Annotated in this window: 17 protein-coding genes; 10 read left to right on the top strand and 7 right to left on the bottom strand. The window is 73.8% G+C overall.

The genetic code is table 11. The features are described 5' to 3' along the window. Positions 1-50 precede the first annotated feature (50 nt). Positions 51-470 carry a MarR family winged helix-turn-helix transcriptional regulator gene (locus tag AB7F12_RS28260; protein ID WP_428498827.1) on the bottom strand — a complete coding sequence of 140 codons (420 nt, stop codon included), beginning with the start codon at positions 468-470 and terminating at the stop codon, positions 51-53. A gap of 78 nt (positions 471-548) precedes the next feature. Between AB7F12_RS28260 and AB7F12_RS28265 the strand changes: the two genes are divergently transcribed. From AB7F12_RS28265 to AB7F12_RS28295, 7 genes are all read left to right on the top strand, one after another. Beyond that, positions 549-713, top strand: coding sequence for a hypothetical protein (locus AB7F12_RS28265; protein WP_428498828.1), 165 nt, complete (start codon positions 549-551; stop codon positions 711-713). Further along, positions 710-1,390 (top strand): hypothetical protein, encoded by a 681-nt coding sequence (locus AB7F12_RS28270; RefSeq protein ID WP_428498829.1) that lies wholly within the window; start codon positions 710-712, stop codon positions 1,388-1,390. Before AB7F12_RS28265 ends, AB7F12_RS28270 begins: the two co-directional genes overlap by 4 nt. A 74-nt stretch (positions 1,391-1,464) precedes the next feature. Next, positions 1,465-4,269 carry an ATP-binding protein gene (locus AB7F12_RS28275; protein WP_428498830.1) on the top strand — a complete coding sequence of 935 codons (2,805 nt, stop codon included), beginning with the start codon at positions 1,465-1,467 and terminating at the stop codon, positions 4,267-4,269. 83 nt (positions 4,270-4,352) lie between these two features. Next, entirely contained in the window at positions 4,353-5,144 is a 792-nt protein-coding gene (locus AB7F12_RS28280; protein WP_428498831.1) for an alpha/beta hydrolase, read from the top strand. Further along, entirely contained in the window at positions 5,141-5,929 is a 789-nt protein-coding gene (locus AB7F12_RS28285; protein ID WP_428498832.1) for an SDR family NAD(P)-dependent oxidoreductase, read from the top strand. The genes AB7F12_RS28280 and AB7F12_RS28285 overlap by 4 nt, the downstream gene beginning before the upstream one ends. A 675-nt stretch (positions 5,930-6,604) precedes the next feature. Further along, on the top strand, positions 6,605-7,093 hold the full coding sequence (locus AB7F12_RS28290) for a hypothetical protein (protein ID WP_428498833.1): 489 nt from the start codon (positions 6,605-6,607) through the stop codon (positions 7,091-7,093). A 91-nt stretch (positions 7,094-7,184) separates the two neighbouring features. Further along, a complete protein-coding gene (locus AB7F12_RS28295) occupies positions 7,185-8,150 on the top strand; it encodes an SDR family NAD(P)-dependent oxidoreductase (protein WP_428498834.1) in 966 nt (321 codons plus the stop codon). A 37-nt stretch (positions 8,151-8,187) separates the two neighbouring features. On the opposite strand, the gene AB7F12_RS28300 is transcribed toward AB7F12_RS28295, so the two are convergent. Beyond that, positions 8,188-8,634: a MarR family winged helix-turn-helix transcriptional regulator gene (locus AB7F12_RS28300; RefSeq protein ID WP_428498835.1), complete on the bottom strand. Its 447-nt coding sequence runs from the start codon at positions 8,632-8,634 to the stop codon at positions 8,188-8,190. Positions 8,635-8,805: 171 nt separating this feature from the next. Beyond that, positions 8,806-10,005 (bottom strand): FAD-dependent monooxygenase, encoded by a 1,200-nt coding sequence (locus tag AB7F12_RS28305; protein ID WP_428498836.1) that lies wholly within the window; start codon positions 10,003-10,005, stop codon positions 8,806-8,808. Positions 10,006-10,168: 163 nt separating this feature from the next. On the opposite strand from AB7F12_RS28305, the gene AB7F12_RS28310 reads away from it, so the two are divergent. The 3 genes from AB7F12_RS28310 (at position 10,169) to AB7F12_RS28320 (ending at position 13,038) form a co-directional block, all read left to right on the top strand. After that, positions 10,169-10,861: a DUF899 domain-containing protein gene (locus AB7F12_RS28310; RefSeq protein WP_428498838.1), complete on the top strand. Its 693-nt coding sequence runs from the start codon at positions 10,169-10,171 to the stop codon at positions 10,859-10,861. Further along, positions 10,858-11,697 (top strand): alpha/beta fold hydrolase, encoded by an 840-nt coding sequence (locus AB7F12_RS28315; protein WP_428498840.1) that lies wholly within the window; start codon positions 10,858-10,860, stop codon positions 11,695-11,697. Before AB7F12_RS28310 ends, AB7F12_RS28315 begins: the two co-directional genes overlap by 4 nt. A 111-nt stretch (positions 11,698-11,808) precedes the next feature. Further along, positions 11,809-13,038: a flavin-dependent oxidoreductase gene (locus AB7F12_RS28320; RefSeq protein ID WP_428498841.1), complete on the top strand. Its 1,230-nt coding sequence runs from the start codon at positions 11,809-11,811 to the stop codon at positions 13,036-13,038. Position 13,039: 1 nt separating this feature from the next. Here the strand turns inward: AB7F12_RS28320 and AB7F12_RS28325 are convergent, their stop codons facing one another. The 4 genes from AB7F12_RS28325 to AB7F12_RS28340 all read right to left on the bottom strand — a co-directional run bounded on the left by AB7F12_RS28325 (position 13,040) and on the right by AB7F12_RS28340 (position 16,716). Then, entirely contained in the window at positions 13,040-13,516 is a 477-nt protein-coding gene (locus tag AB7F12_RS28325; RefSeq protein ID WP_428498842.1) for a cupin domain-containing protein, read from the bottom strand. Between the two features lie 105 nt (positions 13,517-13,621). Then, a complete protein-coding gene (locus tag AB7F12_RS28330; RefSeq protein WP_428498843.1) occupies positions 13,622-14,176 on the bottom strand; it encodes a nuclear transport factor 2 family protein in 555 nt (184 codons plus the stop codon). Positions 14,177-14,287: 111 nt separating this feature from the next. Continuing rightward, positions 14,288-15,247 (bottom strand): alpha/beta fold hydrolase, encoded by a 960-nt coding sequence (locus AB7F12_RS28335; protein ID WP_428498844.1) that lies wholly within the window; start codon positions 15,245-15,247, stop codon positions 14,288-14,290. A 107-nt stretch (positions 15,248-15,354) separates the two neighbouring features. Next, entirely contained in the window at positions 15,355-16,716 is a 1,362-nt protein-coding gene (locus AB7F12_RS28340) for an MBL fold metallo-hydrolase (RefSeq protein WP_428498845.1), read from the bottom strand. Positions 16,717-16,787: the final 71 nt, after the last annotated feature.

Here is a 16,787-nt window from a genome sequence, read left to right on the forward strand (position 1 = left end):
GGCCACGCGACGAGGGTCCGGTACCCCGGCGCGGTGCTCTCGATGCATGATCAGCGGGGTGAGTCGTCGGCGGGCCCGCCGACGACGTGGCGCAGCATCGGTTCCAGCCGGGAGAGCTCGGCCAGGTGCAGCTCGCTGAGCTGCGTGATGCGTTCCTCTCCGGCGTCGGTCAGGCGCAGGCGCACCGCGCGCCCGTCGTCGTCGTCGCGCACGCGCTGCAGGACGCCCGCGGTCTCGGCGCGGTCCGCGAGGCCGACGAGGCTGTGGTGGCGGACGTCGAGGTAGGCGGCGGCCTCCCTCATCGTCGGGCCCCGTGGGTCGTCGTGGCCCTTCACCGCGAGCAGCAGCTGGTGCTGGGCGTGGGTCAGCCCCACCCGGCCGGCCTGTTCGCGACTCCAGCTGTCGAACCGGCGCAGCGCGGTGCGGAAGCGCAGGAGGTTCGCGTAGTCGTCGTGCGTCAGCCCGGGCACGGCCCGACTCTGCCACGCGAAGGTTGCATCGTGATACGACACAGTCGTATCGTGAAGCGATACTCCTGAGGAGGAACCATGTGGGGAGACGTCGCCATCGCACTCGCCTGTATCGGGTTCACCGTCGCGGTCGCACTGGTCGCCGTGGAACTGGGGACGATCGGCCGGTCCACGCCACTGCTCCTCGCGGCCGACGCCCGGCGCCGCCGGACGCTCCGGCCGGGCGACCACCCACGACCGTGATCCGCCGGAGCGCGCCACGGGAGCTCTCGGCAACGCCGCTGACCGGGTTCAAGATCGCGTTCCCGATGATCTCCGCCGACGGTGCCACCACCGCGTTCAGCGGCGTCGGCGCCGGCCGCGCCCGCGTCTACCGCGCCGACGACGACGCCGTCTGCGTGAACAACGCGCACCACACCGTCCCGCACCCGTTGTGCCGGTGCGGCTTCTACTGCCTCCACACGATGGCCGCGGCACGCGACCTCACCTGCGTGCCCGAGAACCGTGACGTCGTCGTGCTGGAGGTCGCCGCCTCCGGCCGGTACCGACGCCACGAGCTGGGCCTGCGCTACGCCCACCAGCGGGTCCGGACCGTCCGGACCGGGCGCTGCCGGTGCGGCCGCGCCGCCGAGCTGTTCGTCGACTCCGGCGCCGGCCGCCTCGGCTGGCGCCGGCTCGTGGCCTGCTGCGCAGGGTGCGCCGGCGACCGCCCGACGCTGACCCTCGACACCTTCGCCGCCCTCACCGGCGACGACGCCCTGCAGGCCCGCGCCGACCACGAACCCCTCCGCCGCTTCGTGATCGCGACCGGCGGCGCGCCCCGCGACGGCGACGCCGTGGTCGAGGCCGAACTCGCCGTCGTCAACGCCCGGATCGACGAGCTGCACGCCCGGGTGGAGGACCTGCTGCGCCGGACGTGACCGGCCGCGTCGTCGTCGCGGGAACCACCGGACGGCCCTGTACGCCCAGGGGGTCGGGGCGGATGCTCCATCGCGTGACGATCCCGGGCCCGCGACTCGTCGGACGCGACGAGGAGCTGCAGGCGCTGACCGAGCGGCTCGACGCGATCGCGCACCGCGGCGTCGTGACCGGCCTGGTGGGCGAGCCCGGCGTCGGGAAGAGCGCGCTGCAGGCCGCCGTCGCCGACCACGCCCGGGCCGCCGGGTTCCGGGTGCTCACCGCGCGCGGCGCCCGGTCCGAGGCCGACCTCCCCTTCGCCGGCCTGCACCAGCTCCTGCGCCCGCTGCTCACCCGCGTCGACCGGCTCCCCGGCCGCCAGCGCGAGGCGCTGCTCGCCTGCTTCGCCATGGGCGACCCCGTCGAGGCCAACCCGTTCTTCGCGTCGCTGGCGGTCCTGGAACTGCTCGTCGACGCGGCAGCCGAGGCGCCCGTGCTCGTGTGTCTCGACGACCTCCACCAGCTCGACCGGCCCTCCGTCGACGCGATGGCCTTCGTCGCGCGCCGGATCGCCGACGAACCGATCGCGCTGCTGTGCACCACCCGCCCCGGGCTGCTCCCGTTCGTCGACGACCGGACGATCACCTGGGTCGAGCTGCGCGGCCTGGACGAGGCGGCGTCGGCGGCGCTGCTCACCGCACTGGCCCCGCACCTCGCACCGAGGGTCCGCGACCGCGTCCTGCGCACCGCCGGCGGCAACCCGCTCGCGCTCGTCGAGTTCCCCGTCGCGGTGGGGTCGGGCCGCGACACCTGGCTCGAGTCCGTCGACGACCTGCCCATGACGGCCCGCCTGGAACGGGCCTTCGTCGCACGCGCCGACGAGCTCGACACCCCCGCACGGCTGATCGTCGACGTCGCCGCGCTCGACGACGGCGACGCCGTCGACGAGGTCCTGGCCGCGGCCGGCCTGCTCCACCCCGCGGCCGGGGACCTCGCCGCGGCACAGCCCGCGCTGGACCTCGGGCTGCTGGCGGTCCAGGGCGAGACCTACCGGATCCCCCACCCCCTCGTCGCGTCCGCGCTGCGCCAGGCGATGTCGCCCGCCGCCCGGCGCGACGTGCACGCCGCGCTCGCCCGCGTCCTGTCCACCGACCACGACCGCGCCGTCTGGCACCGGGCCTCGTCGGCCGCCGGACCCGACGAGCAGGTCGCGGCCGAGCTGGAACAGGCCGCGCACGACGCCCACCGTCGCGGCGCCGTGGCCACCGCGCTCACGTGGCTGGAACGCGCGGCCGCGCTCAGCCCCGACCCCGACCGGCGGGCCGCCCGGCTGCTCGGCGCCGCCGAGCTCGGCTACGAGCTGGGCCGGTTCGCCCAGGTCGGACGCATCACGGACCAGGTCACGCGGATGACCCTGAAGACGCGGGAGCGGTCCCGGCTGACCTGGCTCGAAGGCGTCTTCCACGACGGGTCCTCGAGCGAGCCCGCCGAGATCAGCCACCTCGTCGCCCTGGCCCGGCGGGCCACCGCCGACGACGACACCGACCTGGCGCTGCAGCTGCTCACCGGTGCGGGCCGCAGGGTGTGGTGGCGCGATCCCGGCGGGGCCGTCCGGCGCGACATCGTCGATGCCACGCACGCGGTGCCCGTTCCGGCGAACGACCCCCGGCGGCTGGCGGCACTCGGGCTCGCGGAGTCCGTGGAGTCGGGCCCGGAGATCCTGGGCCACCTCGCCGGCTGGAGCCTCGACGCCGGCGGTCGCCCCGACCTCGCCGGGATGCTCGGCATCGCCGCGTTCTGCGTCGGCGACTTCGCCCGCGCCGTCACGTTCCTCTCCGCGCCCGTCCAGCAGCTGCGGGCGCAGGGCCGGCTGGGCCTGCTGGCGGAGGCCCTCGCGATCCGGGCCTGGGCCGAGATCAACCTCGGCGTCTTCGACGTGTCGAGCTCCGCCGACGAGGCCATGCGCCTCGCCGAGGAGACCGGCCAGGCGGTGTGGGCCGCCACCGCGCGCGTCGCCGTCGCCATGATCGAGGGCGTCGGCGGTGGCTGGGACGTCCGCCATCCCCTGCTCACCGAGGCCGAGGACACCGCACAGCGCATGCCCAACGCGAGCTCGTCGCTGCTCGCCGGCGTACAGCTGGCCCGCGGCGTCGCCGCGCTCGGCGCCGAGCGCCCCGAACCGGCGTTCGACGAACTGCACCGCGTCTTCGTCCGCACCGACCCGGCACACCAACGCGTGCAACAGCTCTGGACGATCAGCTACCTGACCGACGCCGCCGTCCACACCGGCCGCCGCGACGAGGCCCAGGCACTGCTGGCCACCATGGAGAAGCTCGCGGGCGACGCGCCCGCGGTCGGACCGGCGATCGCGCTGGAGTACTCGCGGGCCGTGCTGGCCGACCCCGCCGCGGCCGACGAGCTGTTCCGCGTCGCCCTCGACGGCGCCGGCCGTCCCTATCCGTGGCACCGGGCCCGGCTGCAGCTCGCCCACGGCTCGTGGCTGCGCCGGGAACGACGCACCGTCGAGTCCCGGGGCCCGCTGCGCGCGGCCCGCAACACCTTCGACGCCGCGGGCGCCCCCACCTGGGCCCAGCGCGCCGACCGCGAGCTCCGGGCGACGGGCGAACGCGGCTGGCGGCCGGCCCACAACCCGCGCGGCCTGCTGTCGCCGCAGGAGAGCCAGATCGCCGCGCTGGCCGCCCAGGGACTGTCCAACCGCGAGATCGGGCAGCGGCTGTTCCTGTCCCACCGCACCGTCGGCTCGCACCTCTACCGGATCTTCCCGAAACTCGGCGTGACCAACAGGGCCCAGCTGCCGGGTGTGCTCGACGTGCAGTCGTTCGACACTAGCGGACCGTCGGCGCCTCCGGGTGGGCCGCGGGCGGGCCGTCGCGACGACTGAAGCCCGCGCGCCGGGCCGTCCCTAACGTCGGGACCGGGGCGCGCCGGCGAGCGGAGCCGGCCGCCGGACCGAAGGAGACGCCCATGGGCACACCCGTGCTCTTCATCCACGGCCTCTGGCTGCACGCCTCGTCGTGGGAGCCGTGGATCGAGCGGTTCCGTGCCGCGGGCTACGACCCGCAGGCGCCGGGCTGGCCCGGCGACGCGGACACGGTCGAGGCGTCACGCCGCGACCCCGACGCCATCGGCGACCACGGCATCGACGACGTCGTCGGCCATTTCGCCGCGATCATCGACACGCTGCCCGCCGCCCCGATCCTCGTCGGCCACTCCTTCGGCGGCCTCATCGCCCAGAAGCTCCTCGGGCAGGACCGGGCACGGGCCGCCGTGGCCATCGACGCCGCCCAGATCAAGGGCGTCCTGCCCATCCCGCTGTCGGCGCTGCGGGCGACGCTGCCGGTGTTCAAGAACCCCGGCAACAAGCACCGGGCCGTCTCGCTGACCGCCGAGCAGTTCCGGTTCGCGTTCGGCAACGAGCTCACGCAGGAAGAGTCCGACGAGCTCCACGCCCGGTGGACGATCCCCGCGCCGGGCAAGCCCCTGTTCGAGGCCGCCTCGGCGAACTTCGCCCCGCACTCCCCGGCCAAGGTCGCCACCGGCAACGAGAACCGCGGGCCCCTGCTGCTGATCGCCAGCGGCAAGGACAACACGGTGCCGGAGTCGGTGACCCGCGCGACCCTCAAGCAGTACCGGCACTCGGCCGCCGTCACCGACATCACGACCTTCCCCGACCGCGGGCACTCCCTGATCATCGACTCCGGGTGGTCCGAGATCGCCGATGCCTGTCTGACCTGGCTCAAGGACCACGAGCTGTGAAGCTCGACCTCGGCGGCAGGACAGCGGTGGTGACCGGCGCGAGCCGGGGCATCGGGCTCGAGATCGCGCGCGCCCTGGTCCGCGAAGGTGTCCGCGTCGCCGCCGGAGCGCTCCACGGCTCCCCCGAGCTGAGTACCCTCGCCGACGACGCCGAGATGATCGTGGTCCTCGACGACCTGACGACGACGGCCGGCTGCCAGACGCTCGTCGACGAGGCCGTGGCCCGTTTCGGCGGCATCGACCTGCTGGTCAACAACGTCGGCGGCGTCCGCCCCCGCACCGACGGGTTCGTCCACGTCACCGACGACGACTGGCAGTGGGCCCTCGAGGTGAACCTGCTGTCGGCGGTCCGCGCGACGCGGGCGGCGGTGCCCCACCTCCTGCGCCGGGCCCCGTCGGCGATCGTCACCGTCTGCTCGGTCAACGCGACGCTGCCCGACCCCGGCGTGATCGACTACAGCGCGGCCAAGGCCGCCCTGCGTAGCCTCGGCAAGTCGCTGTCCAAGGAGCTGGGGCCGCAGGGGATCCGGGTCAACACCGTCAGCCCCGGGCCGGTCGAGACCGCGCTGTGGCTCGGCGCGGGCGGCGTCGCCGAGACGGTCGGTCACGCACAGGGTCTCGACCCCGCGGCCGTCAGGGCCGCCGCCGTGGCCGGGACCCCGACCGGCCGGTTCACCCGGCCGTCGGAGGTCGCGCAGGTGGTGCTGCTCCTCGCCTCGGAGACGGCCGGCAACATCACCGGTGCCGACGTCGTGATCGACGGCGGGCTGGTGACCACCGTCTGACCGCCCCCCGGACCGCGATGCGGCGGCCTCGCCCCGGCCGGCCGCGGCCCGCCGTCGTCGCGGCGACCCGCACCGCCGCAGGGTGCGGGTCGCCGGACGACCCCCCGACCGGGTGGTCCGGCGCGCCCGATTCGTCCCGGAGTCGTTGGACCGTGCAGAGATGGGCGGTGTCCTGACGCCCCGGCGACGCCGCCCATCCCTCACCGTTCCCGGGAACCGGGGGTAAACCCCCTGTCGACAACGCCTCTAATCGGGCAAAGTCTTTTTCACCGGACGAACCAACCGAACACCGCGAGATGGATCGGAAACCGAGGCCCGTGGGGGGCCGGAGGGACCGGGATCGCGACACTCGGCGGCGCAGGGCCCGTGGGGGGCCTGGCGTCACCGACCGGTTGGTCGACGAGTGCGCGCCGGACGGCCAGGGCCTGGCCCTCCGGCGCGTACTCGAACCGTTGGCCACAGGTTCAGCGGGCCGGGCAGCGGCCGGTACCTCGCGGCGACGCCCCCGACTCGCACCCTCGCGTGCGGCGCCTCCTCGGACCCCGCGAGCACTGCACCGGTCCGTCACCCGACGGTGTCGTTCCTCGGCTCGCGACGCCCGGTCGCGGCATCAGCGCTTTCCTCCGGCGTCGCGATCTCGCAGAGTGGTCGGGTACACCCCGGGAGGAGCCGACGATGGACGACCTCGACGAGCTGTGGCGCGCCCTCGACCGCATCGCCCTGACCCCACGGCTGCTCGTCGCCTGCGACTTCGACGGCGCGCTGGCCCCCGACCTCGGCGATCCCGCCGGGGCGCGTGCCGAGCAGCTCTCCTCCGAGTCGCTCAACATCCTGCTGGCGCTGGCCCACACGACGGTGGCGGTGGTGTCACGACGCGACCCCGACGAGGTCGCGGAGATGATGATGCTGTCGGGCGCCAAGGGCGGGCTGCGGTTCGTCACACCCGACCAGGTCGACGGGTTGCGCGCCGACGTCGGCGCCACCGCCGCCGTCCGGCTCGTCTGCGCCGGTGAGCAGCCACAGCCGTTGCGCGCCGGGGACCTCGGGGTCACGGTGCTCGACGACGCGGAACCACCGGAGACGCGTTCCGGGTTCCTGCTCGAGGACACCGAGGCCGCCGCCGAGGTCCTCGAGGAGCTCGCCCGCCTCCGCCGCGGCACCTGAGCGCCGGCGTGGCCCCCGGACGCACACCCGACGGCAGGTGGCTCGTCCGGCAGGCGTTGACGGACGCGCACCGCCCGGCGAGGGTGCCGACATGACATCGACGTCGTCGGCAGCCCAGATGCGTTTCGACGGCCGGGTGGCGGTGGTGACGGGCGCCGGCCGGGGGCTGGGGCGGTCCTACGCGCTCGCCCTCGCCTCGCGGGGCGCCCGTGTCGTGGTGAACGACCTGGGCGGCAGCCTGTTCGGGGAGGGTGCCGACGCCACCCCGGCCGCCACGGTCGCCGAGGAGATCCGCTCGGCCGGTGGCGAGGCCGTCGCCGACGACTCCGACGTGGCGTCCGAGGAGGGTGCCGCGTCGATCGTCCGCACCGCGGTCGAGGCGTGGGGCCGGGTGGACGTCGTCGTGAACAACGCCGGCATCCTCGTCCCGGGTGCGCTGCCCGAGCTCGGCGCCGCGGACCTGCGCCGCCATCTCGACGTGCACGTCGTCGGCTCCTTCGCCGTCACGCGCGCGGCGTGGCCGCATCTCGTCGCCCAGCGGTACGGCCGCGTCGTGCTGACGACGTCGGTCGGCATGTTCGGCGGCGGGCACCTCGTGTCGTACGCCACGGCCAAGGGCGCCTGCGTGTCGCTGGGCCGCTCGCTCGCGGACGCCGGCCGCGACCACGGGATCCTGGTCAACATGATGGCGCCCGCGGCGGACACCCGGATGGTCACCGACCCGGAGTTCCGCGCGCGGTCGGGGCTGCCGCCGCTGGCCGCCGACCACGCACCGGACCCGTCGCGGGGCCCGGGGCAGGCCGCGCCGATGCTGCTCCTGCTGGCCCACGAGTCGTGTCCGTGCACGGGTGAGGTCCTCAGCGCGGGGCTGGGGCGTTTCGCGCGGGTGATGTGGGCGGAGACGTCGGGGATCGTCGCCGACGGGCTCGGCCCGGAGGACCTCCTCTCGCGGTGGGACGCGATCGTCGACGACTCGACGTACGTGGTCCCGACGTCGACGAGCGAGGCCGTCCGCGCGCGCGAGGCCCGCGTCCGCACGGCACGCACCGCCCCCTGACCGGTGGCCGGGCCTGCCCGGGGGGCGGCCGACCCGATCAGCGCGGCGGCGGGACCGCTGCCGGCGCGTCGATCATGGCCTCGAGGGTGGCGACCAGGTGACCGAGGTCGGCCACCCCCAGCCGCGCCTCGAGATCACGGCGCACCTCGTTCTCGCGGTCGACGACCTGCTGCAGGACGGATCCGCCGCGGCGGGACAGGAAGATCAGCACGCGGCGGCGGTCGAGGGCGTCGACGCGCCGGTGGACGAGGTCCAGCCGGACGAGCCGGTCGACGATGCGGGTCAGGGTCGCCGCGGCGAGGACCGCCCGGTCGGCGACCTCGGCCATCGAGTGCCCCTGCCCACCGGCGAGCTGGAGCAGAACCCGGTACTGGTCGGCCGTGAGACCGGCCGCCCGGAGCGCGTCGTCGAGTCTGTCGGTCACGTACCGCTCGGCCCGGGTGAGCAGGGCCGCCAGGCTGACCTGCGCGGTAGGGGACCTCATGCCGCGTACGTCCTCGTTTCGAACCACCGACATCTTCGAACGGCACTATTTCACAGCGCTGGGGCCGGGAGATCGACCAGCAGCGACGAAGATCGCCGTCACCTGCTCGGCGGCCCGGACGCCGGTGCCGAACCCCCGGTGCACCGCCCGGGTGAGCGTCGCGGGGCCGCGTCAGCCCGCCCGGCTCCCCGAGTCCGGCACCCCGGCGTAGTCGGGCAGCGCCGGGCCGTTGACCGCGCGGTCGACCAGCTCCATCAGCGCCTCCATGTCGGGCTCCGGAGCAGGCCCACCGGCGTCGGCGACGTCGCGGGTCGCCGCGTGCATCCGGCCGATCTCCTGGTTGGCCTCGACGAACGGGCGCATCCACGCCTCGTACGCCGCGAACCCCACCTTCGGGTCCCAGCCGGCCGCGGCGAGCTCCCCGGCCAGTACGTAAGCCCCCACCAGGGCCAGGCCGGTGCCCTGCCCCGACATCGGCGACGAGCTGAACGCCGCGTCCCCCAGCAGCCCCACCCGGCCGCTGGACCAGCTGTCCATCACCACCTGCGCGATCTGGTCGAGGTAGAAGTCCGGGCTGTCGTCCAGGTGCGCCAGGATCTGCGGCGTCGACCAGCCCAGGCCCGCCATCCGGTCCCGCAGCAGCCGCTTCTGGGCCTCGACGTCGCGATGGTCGACGTCGAAGTCGGCCGCGGGGAACGACATCATCGCCATCACCGAGGCCGGGTCGCCGACGGGCCGCAGCCCGGCGGAGCGACCCGACTCCTTGTCCTGGTAGTCGACCAGCCAGCGGTCGATCCCGAACTCGTTGGGCACGCTGTAGAACGCCAGGACGTGGCCGAGGTGGCGGACGAACCGCTCCCGCGGCCCGAACACCATGGCCCGCAACGCCGAGTGCAGCCCGTCCGCGCCGATCACCAGATCGACCCGACGCCGGTCGCCGCCCGCGAACACCACGTCGACCCCGTCGGCGTCCTGCGAGATCTCCGCGATCCGGTCGCCGAAGACGTACTCCACGCCGTCGCGGGTGTCCTCGTACAGCACCCGGGACAGGTCCCCGCGCAGGATCTCGATGTCGGCGATGAAGCCGTCGCCGCCGTCGTCCTCCACGCTGTAGGTCTCCAGCACCGTCCCGTCGGCGTCCACCGTGTAGGCACCGGCGGTGTCGGTGCAGGCCGCGCGGACCGTCGCGTCGAGGCCCATGCGCCGGACGACCTCCTTGGTCACCCCCCGCGCGTCGACCGCCTGGCCGCCGGGACGCAGACCCGGCGCCCGCTCCACCACCGTCACCTCGGCCCCCCGCCGACGCAGCCAGTGCGCCACCGCCGGCCCCGCGATGCTCGCCCCCGCCACCAACACCCTGACACCGCTCACCTGAAGCTCCTTCGGTCGGCCCGTCGAGGACAAGACGTCGACCGGGCCGGAATCTCATCGGCCACCGGGCCGGGCCGGTGTCCGGTCCGGCCCGACACCGATGAGTTCGGGGCGCGCGCATCGTCTACACGTGCGAGCTGTCCATCCGAGCCCGGGAGGAACCATGACCGAGCAGAGCGCCGGCGCCCTGCCGCCCGTCGTCGACCAGCAGACGTGGCGGGCGGCGCTCGACGAGCTGCGGGTGCGGGAGAAGGCCGCCACCCGGGAGCTCGACGCCATCGCCGCCCAGCGTCGCAGGCTGCCGATGGTCGAGCTGCCCGACTACACGCTGATCGGCCCGGACGGCCCCGTCCGCCTCGTCGACGTGTTCGACGGTCGCTCCCAGCTCATCGTCTACAACCACATGTGGTTCGACGACGCGGAGTGGCAGTGCGGCGGCTGCACCGGGCTGACCTCGCAGTACGTCCGGCTGGGCTTCCTCGACGCCTACGACGCCCGATTCGTCGTCGTCACCCACGGGCCGATCGACGAGGCGCTGGCCTACCGGGAGAAGGTCGGCAACCGGATGGACTGGTACTCGTCGTCGGAGAGCCCGTTCAGCACCGACATGGGCGCCGGCCCCGGAGGCGGCTTCGCGGTGAACGTGTTCCTGCGCGACGGCGACACGGTCCACCGCACCTGGCACACCGACGGCCGCGGCACCGAACAGCTCAGCCACACCTTCCCGCTGGTCGACGTGCTGCCGTGGGGCCGCCAGGAGGAGTGGCAGGACTCGCCCGAGGGATGGCCGACGTCGCCCACCTACTCGAGGTGGCTCGACTCCCCCGACATCGCCCGGCTCTACGGTCCGGCGTGACCGGCCCGACACGCACGGCTCGGCTGCCGATCAACGGGCTGAGCCTGCATTACGAGGTCCACGGCGACCTCGGTTCGGCACGGACCCCGCTGCTGCTGATCCCCGGCGCGTTCATGGGGACGGGCTCGATGGCGGCCTGGGCGTCGGCGTTCGCGGACACGCGGCCCGTGATCGTCTTCGACCAGCAGGGCCACGGCCGCACCCCCGACACGGCCCGCGCGATGTCCTGCGCACAGTTCGCCGACGATGCCGCGGCGCTGCTGCGGGCGCTCGGGGTCGACCGGGCCGACGTGATGGGCTACTCGCTGGGGGGCGGCGTCGCGTTGCAGCTCGCGCTGCGCCACCCGGACCTCGTCGGCAAGCTGGTGTCGCTGTCGGCGACCTTCCGGCGCGACGGCTGGTACCCGGTGGTGGGCGAGGCCATCGCAGGGCTGAGCGCGGCGACGTTCGCGGGCACGCCCGTCGCGCTGGCGTTCGCCGAGCACACGCCCGACCCGGCGGCGTTCGAGGCGTTCGTGGCGAAGATGGCGGTCCTCAACCGCGACGACCAGGAGATCAGCGACGAGCAGATGCGGTCGATCGCGGCGCCGACCATGGTCGTCATCGGCGACGCCGACGGGGTGCGACCGGAGCACGCGGTCGAGATGTTCCGGCTGCGCGGCGGCGGCGACGAGCAGGCCGCGGCCACGGGGATGCTGGCGGGGGTTCCGGTCGCGCGGCTGGTGGTCCTGCCGGCGATGTCGCACATCGGCCTCTTCGGCGAGACGGCGGTGCTGGTCCCGATGATCACCGCGTTCCTCGACGACACGCCGCCGCCGGCGCCGGGCCTGTTCTGAGCCGCTCGGGGACAGGACCCGACCGCCTCCGGGCAGGGACCGGCGCGGCGGGCGCGCTGCTGGTGCGGCCGCGACGCCTGGTCCATGCTGGGGACGATCGGGGGATGTGACATGAAGGTTCTCGTCGCGGGAGCGGGGATCGGTGGGCTCACCACCGCCCTGCGCCTGCACCAGGACGGGATCGACTGCGCGGTCTACGAGCAGGGTCGAGGCATCGGTGAGCTCGGTGTCGGCATCAACGCGCTGCCGCACGCCGTCAAGGAGCTCGCTGCGCTGGGGCTGCTCGAACGTCTCGACGACGTCGCGATCCGCACCGCGGAACTGACCTACCTGCACCGGCTCGGGCAGGAGATCCTGCGTCGGCCGTGTGGTGTCGACGCCGGGTTCGCGCTCCCGCAGCTCTCCCTGCACCGTGGCCGGCTGCAGGGCGTGCTGCTGCGCGCGGTGCGCGAACGGCTTGGCCCCGACGCGGTGCGCACCGGGCATCGGCTGGCCGGGTTCGACCAGGACGCATCCGGGGTGCGTGCGCGGTTCGCCGGCGGGCTCGACGACGCACACGGCGACGTCCTCGTCGCCGCCGACGGAATCCACTCGACGGTCCGCGCCCTCCTGTTCCCGGACGAGGGCCCACCTCGCTGGAACGGGGTCATGATGTGGCGCGGCGCCACCGACTGGCCCTCCTTCGGCGGCGGCCGGGCCATGCTCATCGCCGGCGGCACCGCCGCCAAGCTGGTCGTCTACCCGATCGGTGAGGGCCGGACACCGGGCACGACGCTCACCAACTGGGCCATCTGCATCCGCACCGGCCGCCCCGGGGACCCGCCGCCCGAACGCCAGGACTGGTCACGTCCCGCCGACCCGGCCGACCTCGACGAGCACATCGGACGCTTCCGGCTCGGGCAGGTGGACCACGCCGCCCTCGTCCGCGCCACCCCCGAGGCGTTCGTGTTCCCGATGTGTGATCGCGACCCCCTCCCCCGCTGGACCCACGGCCGCGTCACCCTGCTCGGCGACGCCGCCCACCCCATGTACCCCATGGGTTCCAACGGCGCCGGCCAGGCCGTCCTCGACGCGGCCGCCCTCTCCGCGTGCCTCGTGCGCCGACCCGCCGACCCGGCCGCGGCGCTGGCCGCGTACGAGGACGAACGGCTGGCCGCGACCACCGAGATCGTCCTGCGCAACCGCGTCGGCGGGCCCGAGAGCGTCATCGACGAGGTCGAACGACGCGCCCCCGACGGTTTCGCCCGCCTCGACGACGTCATCGGCGCCGCCGAGCTCGACGCCGTCGTCAACGGCTACGCGCGGGTCACCGGCGCCTCCACCGACCAGGTCAACCGCTGAGTCACGCCCCCTCGACCGACCCCGGCGGCAGGAAGTCGACGTCGCACTCCGCCGACAACCGCACCACCTCGGCCGGGTCCTGCAGGTCGTGCAGCTTGTCGAACAGCTCCGCCAACCGGCCCGCCGGGCTCACCCAGAACAGCGCGCGCGTCGGCGCCTCGCTCCGGTTGTAGTAGGCGTGCGGGAGGTTGCGCGGCATCCGGACCGTGTCCCCCGGCCCCGCCGTCTCCCACTGGCCGTCGAGGTACAGGGTGAACACGCCGTCCAGGACGTAGATGTGCTCGTCCTGGGTCGGATGGACGTGCGGCGGCACACCGGTGCCGGGCGGGTCGTAGGTCTCGAAGGCGAAGCTGGAGTCGCTCGCCGCCTTCATGTAGTAGGTGTGTCCCAGGATGTTCCAGATCCGCTTCTGCACGCCCTCGTTCGCGAGCGTGATCCCCTTGGGGAGCGGGCCGAGCACGATCTCGTCGCCGAACATGACACCTCCGCGCCGCTGGTTCGCTGTCCTCGGCACTCTGCGCCATGACGGCACGGATGTACATGCACGAGTCCGACGGCACGGCCGAGGACCTCGTCGGCGACGTCACCGGTGTGGGCCGGCGCCCTCCGCGGTCAGGGCGTAGCAGGGGTCGGAGCGGTCCCGCGTACCCCGCGCGAACCCGTCGAGGGGCACACCGAGAGCCGGTGGCAGCACCTGCGGGGTGCACGACCAGTCGTGCACGACCGTCCGGCTCGCGATCCGCCACACCCCGTCGCGCCGGGCGAACAGGTCCACGTACCGGCCCGCGAACATGTCCAGCGCCTCGGCGCCTGCGCCGTCGGCGGCGTCGGTCGCCCGCCACAGGTAGGCGAAGACGTAGGTCTCGACCCGCGCCGTGTCCCCGTCGAGCTCGATCAGCTCGTTCGCCACGGCGTGCGTGGTGCGCAACGCCGCCGTCGCGAGCCGCGCGACGATGAACTCGGGGAACTCCTGGCCGGGCCCGGACCAGTAGCCGTGGTCGTCGACCGAGTCGAGGTGGTAGACGGAGCGGAGCAGCTCCACGTCGCCGCGGTCGACCCCGCGGCAGTAGCGCATCAGCACGTCGTGGATCTCCGCCCGGTCCAGCAACGGGCGCAGCCGGTCGTCCTCGATGGTCATGGGCTCACCCTCCGCGCAGGTCGGGGGCCGACGCGAGTCGGCTCCCGTGATCGTCACGCCCCAGAATCTATGAACATCATTGGGATATCAACGGCGGACCTCGGCCGGCTCTCAGGCCGGTGTCGCGTCGTGCCGTTGCAACCAGTCCAGGATCACCCGGTTCGTCTCGGCCGGCCGCTCCTGCTGGATCCAGTGGCCGCTGTCGAGGAGGGTCTCCTCGATGCCGGGCACGAAGTCCGCGAGGTTCTCGGCCCGGGCCACGGTGTCACGCGCGCCGTAGATCATGAGGGCGGGACGGCGGATGACCGGGTCGACGTCGCCGAGCAGGTGCCAGTCGCGGTCGAGGTTCCGGTACCAGTTGATGCCACCGGTGAACCCGGACCTCTCGAAGGCGGCGACGTAGACGCCCAGGTCCCCCTCGCTCATCAGGGGCTCGCCGAGGGGCACCTGCGCACGGGCGAGATCGATCATCACCATCCCCGGCTGCGGCTGCGCGGCCGGCTCGTTCTTCCGGTACAGGTTGCGCAGGAACCGGGCCGGGTCCGCGTCGAACACGGCGTCGGCGACGCCGGGCCGGCGGTTGAAGTGGACGAAGTAGTGGTCCTCGCCGAGCACCGCCTCCATGAGCTCGATCCAGGGCGTCTCCCCGCGCGCGGGGTACGGCAGGCTCAGGCAGGCCAGCGTGCGCACACGTGCCGGATGCAGCAGGGCGAGACTCCACACGACCATCGCCCCCCAGTCGTGGCCGACGAAGGTCGCGTCCGCGTAGCCGTAATGGTCCAGGAGTGCGACGAGGTCGCCGGCCAGCTGCGCCACGTCATAGGCGGTGACCTCGGCCGGGCGGGAGGAGTTGCCGTAGCCGCGCTGGTTGGGGGCGATGACGTGGTAGCCGGCCGCGACGAGAGCGGGCACCTGATGACGCCAGGTGTAGGCGAGATCCGGCCAGCCGTGGCAGAGCACGACGGCCTTGCCGGCGTTCTTCCGGCCGGCGTCGAACACCTCCAGCTCCACGCCGTTGACGGCGATCAGGGTGGGCTCGGGGAAGTCGGTGGCGTCGGTCAGCGTGTTCATGCCGTCGACCCAAGTACGCATACCGGTCAGGTCGTGACCGGTTGGCCGAAGTCGTCGCCCGGCCCCGCCACCGGCGGGCCGCGGTCCTGCCGCGAGGACCCCTACGCTCAGGTGCTCGCCAGCCCGCTCGCCACGGCATGTCGGAAGTCGTCGTCGACCAGCACGACGTCGTGCCCGTCGCGGGCCAGCACGCTCGCCGCGACCCCGGCCCGCGCCCCCGCCGCGCAATGCACCCACAGCCTGCCCTGTCCCGCCTGCCGGGTCATCGACGCGACCTCCGTCCACGGCATGTGGACCGAGCCCTGGATGGCACCCGCCGCACGCTCGTATCCCTCGCGGACGTCCAGGACGACCATGGCCTCACCGGCCCGGCGGGCCGACGCCAACTGGTCGAAGCTCGCGCACGGGTAGGAGCGCCGACGGCCGTCCGGGGCGAGGACGTCGGGCGCTCCGACGGCCGCGGCGGCGGGCCGGTCGATGCCGATGCGGGCGAGCTGGCGCTGCGCCGCTGCGACCTCCTCCAGCGAGGCCGCGACCAGCACGAGCGGTGCACCCCACGGCATCACCGATCCGAGCCTCGTCGCGAACTGGCCGTCCAACGGCACGTTCACCGTCCCGGCCACGTGCCCGGCGGCGAACGAATCCCGGTCCCTCAGGTCGACCACCCAGTCCCCGGCATCGAGGTGCCCGCGCAACCCCCGTGCGTCGACGAGGTGCGGCGGCCCGAGATCGGCCGGGCCGGGCCCGGAGAGGTTGAGCGGTCCCATGTGGACGTAGTAACGCGGGTACGGGACGAAGCCCGCCACCAGTCGCGACGAGAACGTCGCCTCGTCGTCGTCGGCGAACACGTCGTTCACCCGCAGCTCGTCGCCGAGTGTGCCGGAGTCGACGCCGGAGTCGGGGCGCGCCGAGCAGAAGCTGCCGAACCCGTGCGTGGGGAAGAGCAGCGAGTCCTGCGGGAGCGTCGCGGCCAGGCGGCGCGCCGACCGGAACTGTGCCCGTGCCAGTTCCTCGGCACGTCGTGGATCGACGAGATCGGTCCGCCCGACCGACCCGTACAGCAGCGACCCGCCGGTGAACACCGCCGCCGGCGCATCGCCCGACGTCACCACGTATGCCATGTGGCCGTCGGTGTGGCCCGGGGTCGCGACGGCGGTGAGAACCATGTCCCCGACGTCGAGATCCGTGCCGTCGGCGAGGGCTCCGCACGGGAACGCGGCGGCTTCGGCCCCCGCGACGATGTAGTCGGCACCGGTGCGCCGGGCCAGGACGAGGCCGCCGGTCACGTAGTCGTTGTGGACGTGCGTCTCCACGACGACCGCGCACTCCACGCTCCTGGCCTCGAGGACCGAGTCGATGCGGTCGACGTCGCGCTGCGGGTCGACGACGACCGCCGACGATCCGTCGTGCACCACGTAACTGCGGTCGCCCAGCTCGGGTGTCGCGACGACCTCGACGGACAGGGACACAGCGCCTCCTGGGAAACATCCGTACATTACGGCGGCCGACGTTCACATGATGAGACGAGTATCACGGTGAA

It is taken from the genome of Pseudonocardia sp. (genome assembly GCF_050250275.1).
GTDB lineage: Bacteria > Actinomycetota > Actinomycetes > Mycobacteriales > Pseudonocardiaceae > Pseudonocardia.

Coding starts and splice junctions, on each gene's coding strand:
- AB7F12_RS28310 (WP_428498838.1), top strand. CDS start 10,169: ATGACCGAGCAGAGCGCCGGCGCCCTGCCGCCCGTCGTCGACCAGCAG.
- AB7F12_RS28300 (WP_428498835.1), bottom strand. CDS start 8,634: ATGAGGTCCCCTACCGCGCAGGTCAGCCTGGCGGCCCTGCTCACCCGG.
- AB7F12_RS28280 (WP_428498831.1), top strand. CDS start 4,353: ATGGGCACACCCGTGCTCTTCATCCACGGCCTCTGGCTGCACGCCTCG.
- AB7F12_RS28325 (WP_428498842.1), bottom strand. CDS start 13,516: ATGTTCGGCGACGAGATCGTGCTCGGCCCGCTCCCCAAGGGGATCACG.
- AB7F12_RS28265 (WP_428498828.1), top strand. CDS start 549: ATGTGGGGAGACGTCGCCATCGCACTCGCCTGTATCGGGTTCACCGTC.
- AB7F12_RS28290 (WP_428498833.1), top strand. CDS start 6,605: ATGGACGACCTCGACGAGCTGTGGCGCGCCCTCGACCGCATCGCCCTG.
- AB7F12_RS28295 (WP_428498834.1), top strand. CDS start 7,185: ATGACATCGACGTCGTCGGCAGCCCAGATGCGTTTCGACGGCCGGGTG.
- AB7F12_RS28335 (WP_428498844.1), bottom strand. CDS start 15,247: ATGAACACGCTGACCGACGCCACCGACTTCCCCGAGCCCACCCTGATC.
- AB7F12_RS28330 (WP_428498843.1), bottom strand. CDS start 14,176: ATGACCATCGAGGACGACCGGCTGCGCCCGTTGCTGGACCGGGCGGAG.
- AB7F12_RS28320 (WP_428498841.1), top strand. CDS start 11,809: ATGAAGGTTCTCGTCGCGGGAGCGGGGATCGGTGGGCTCACCACCGCC.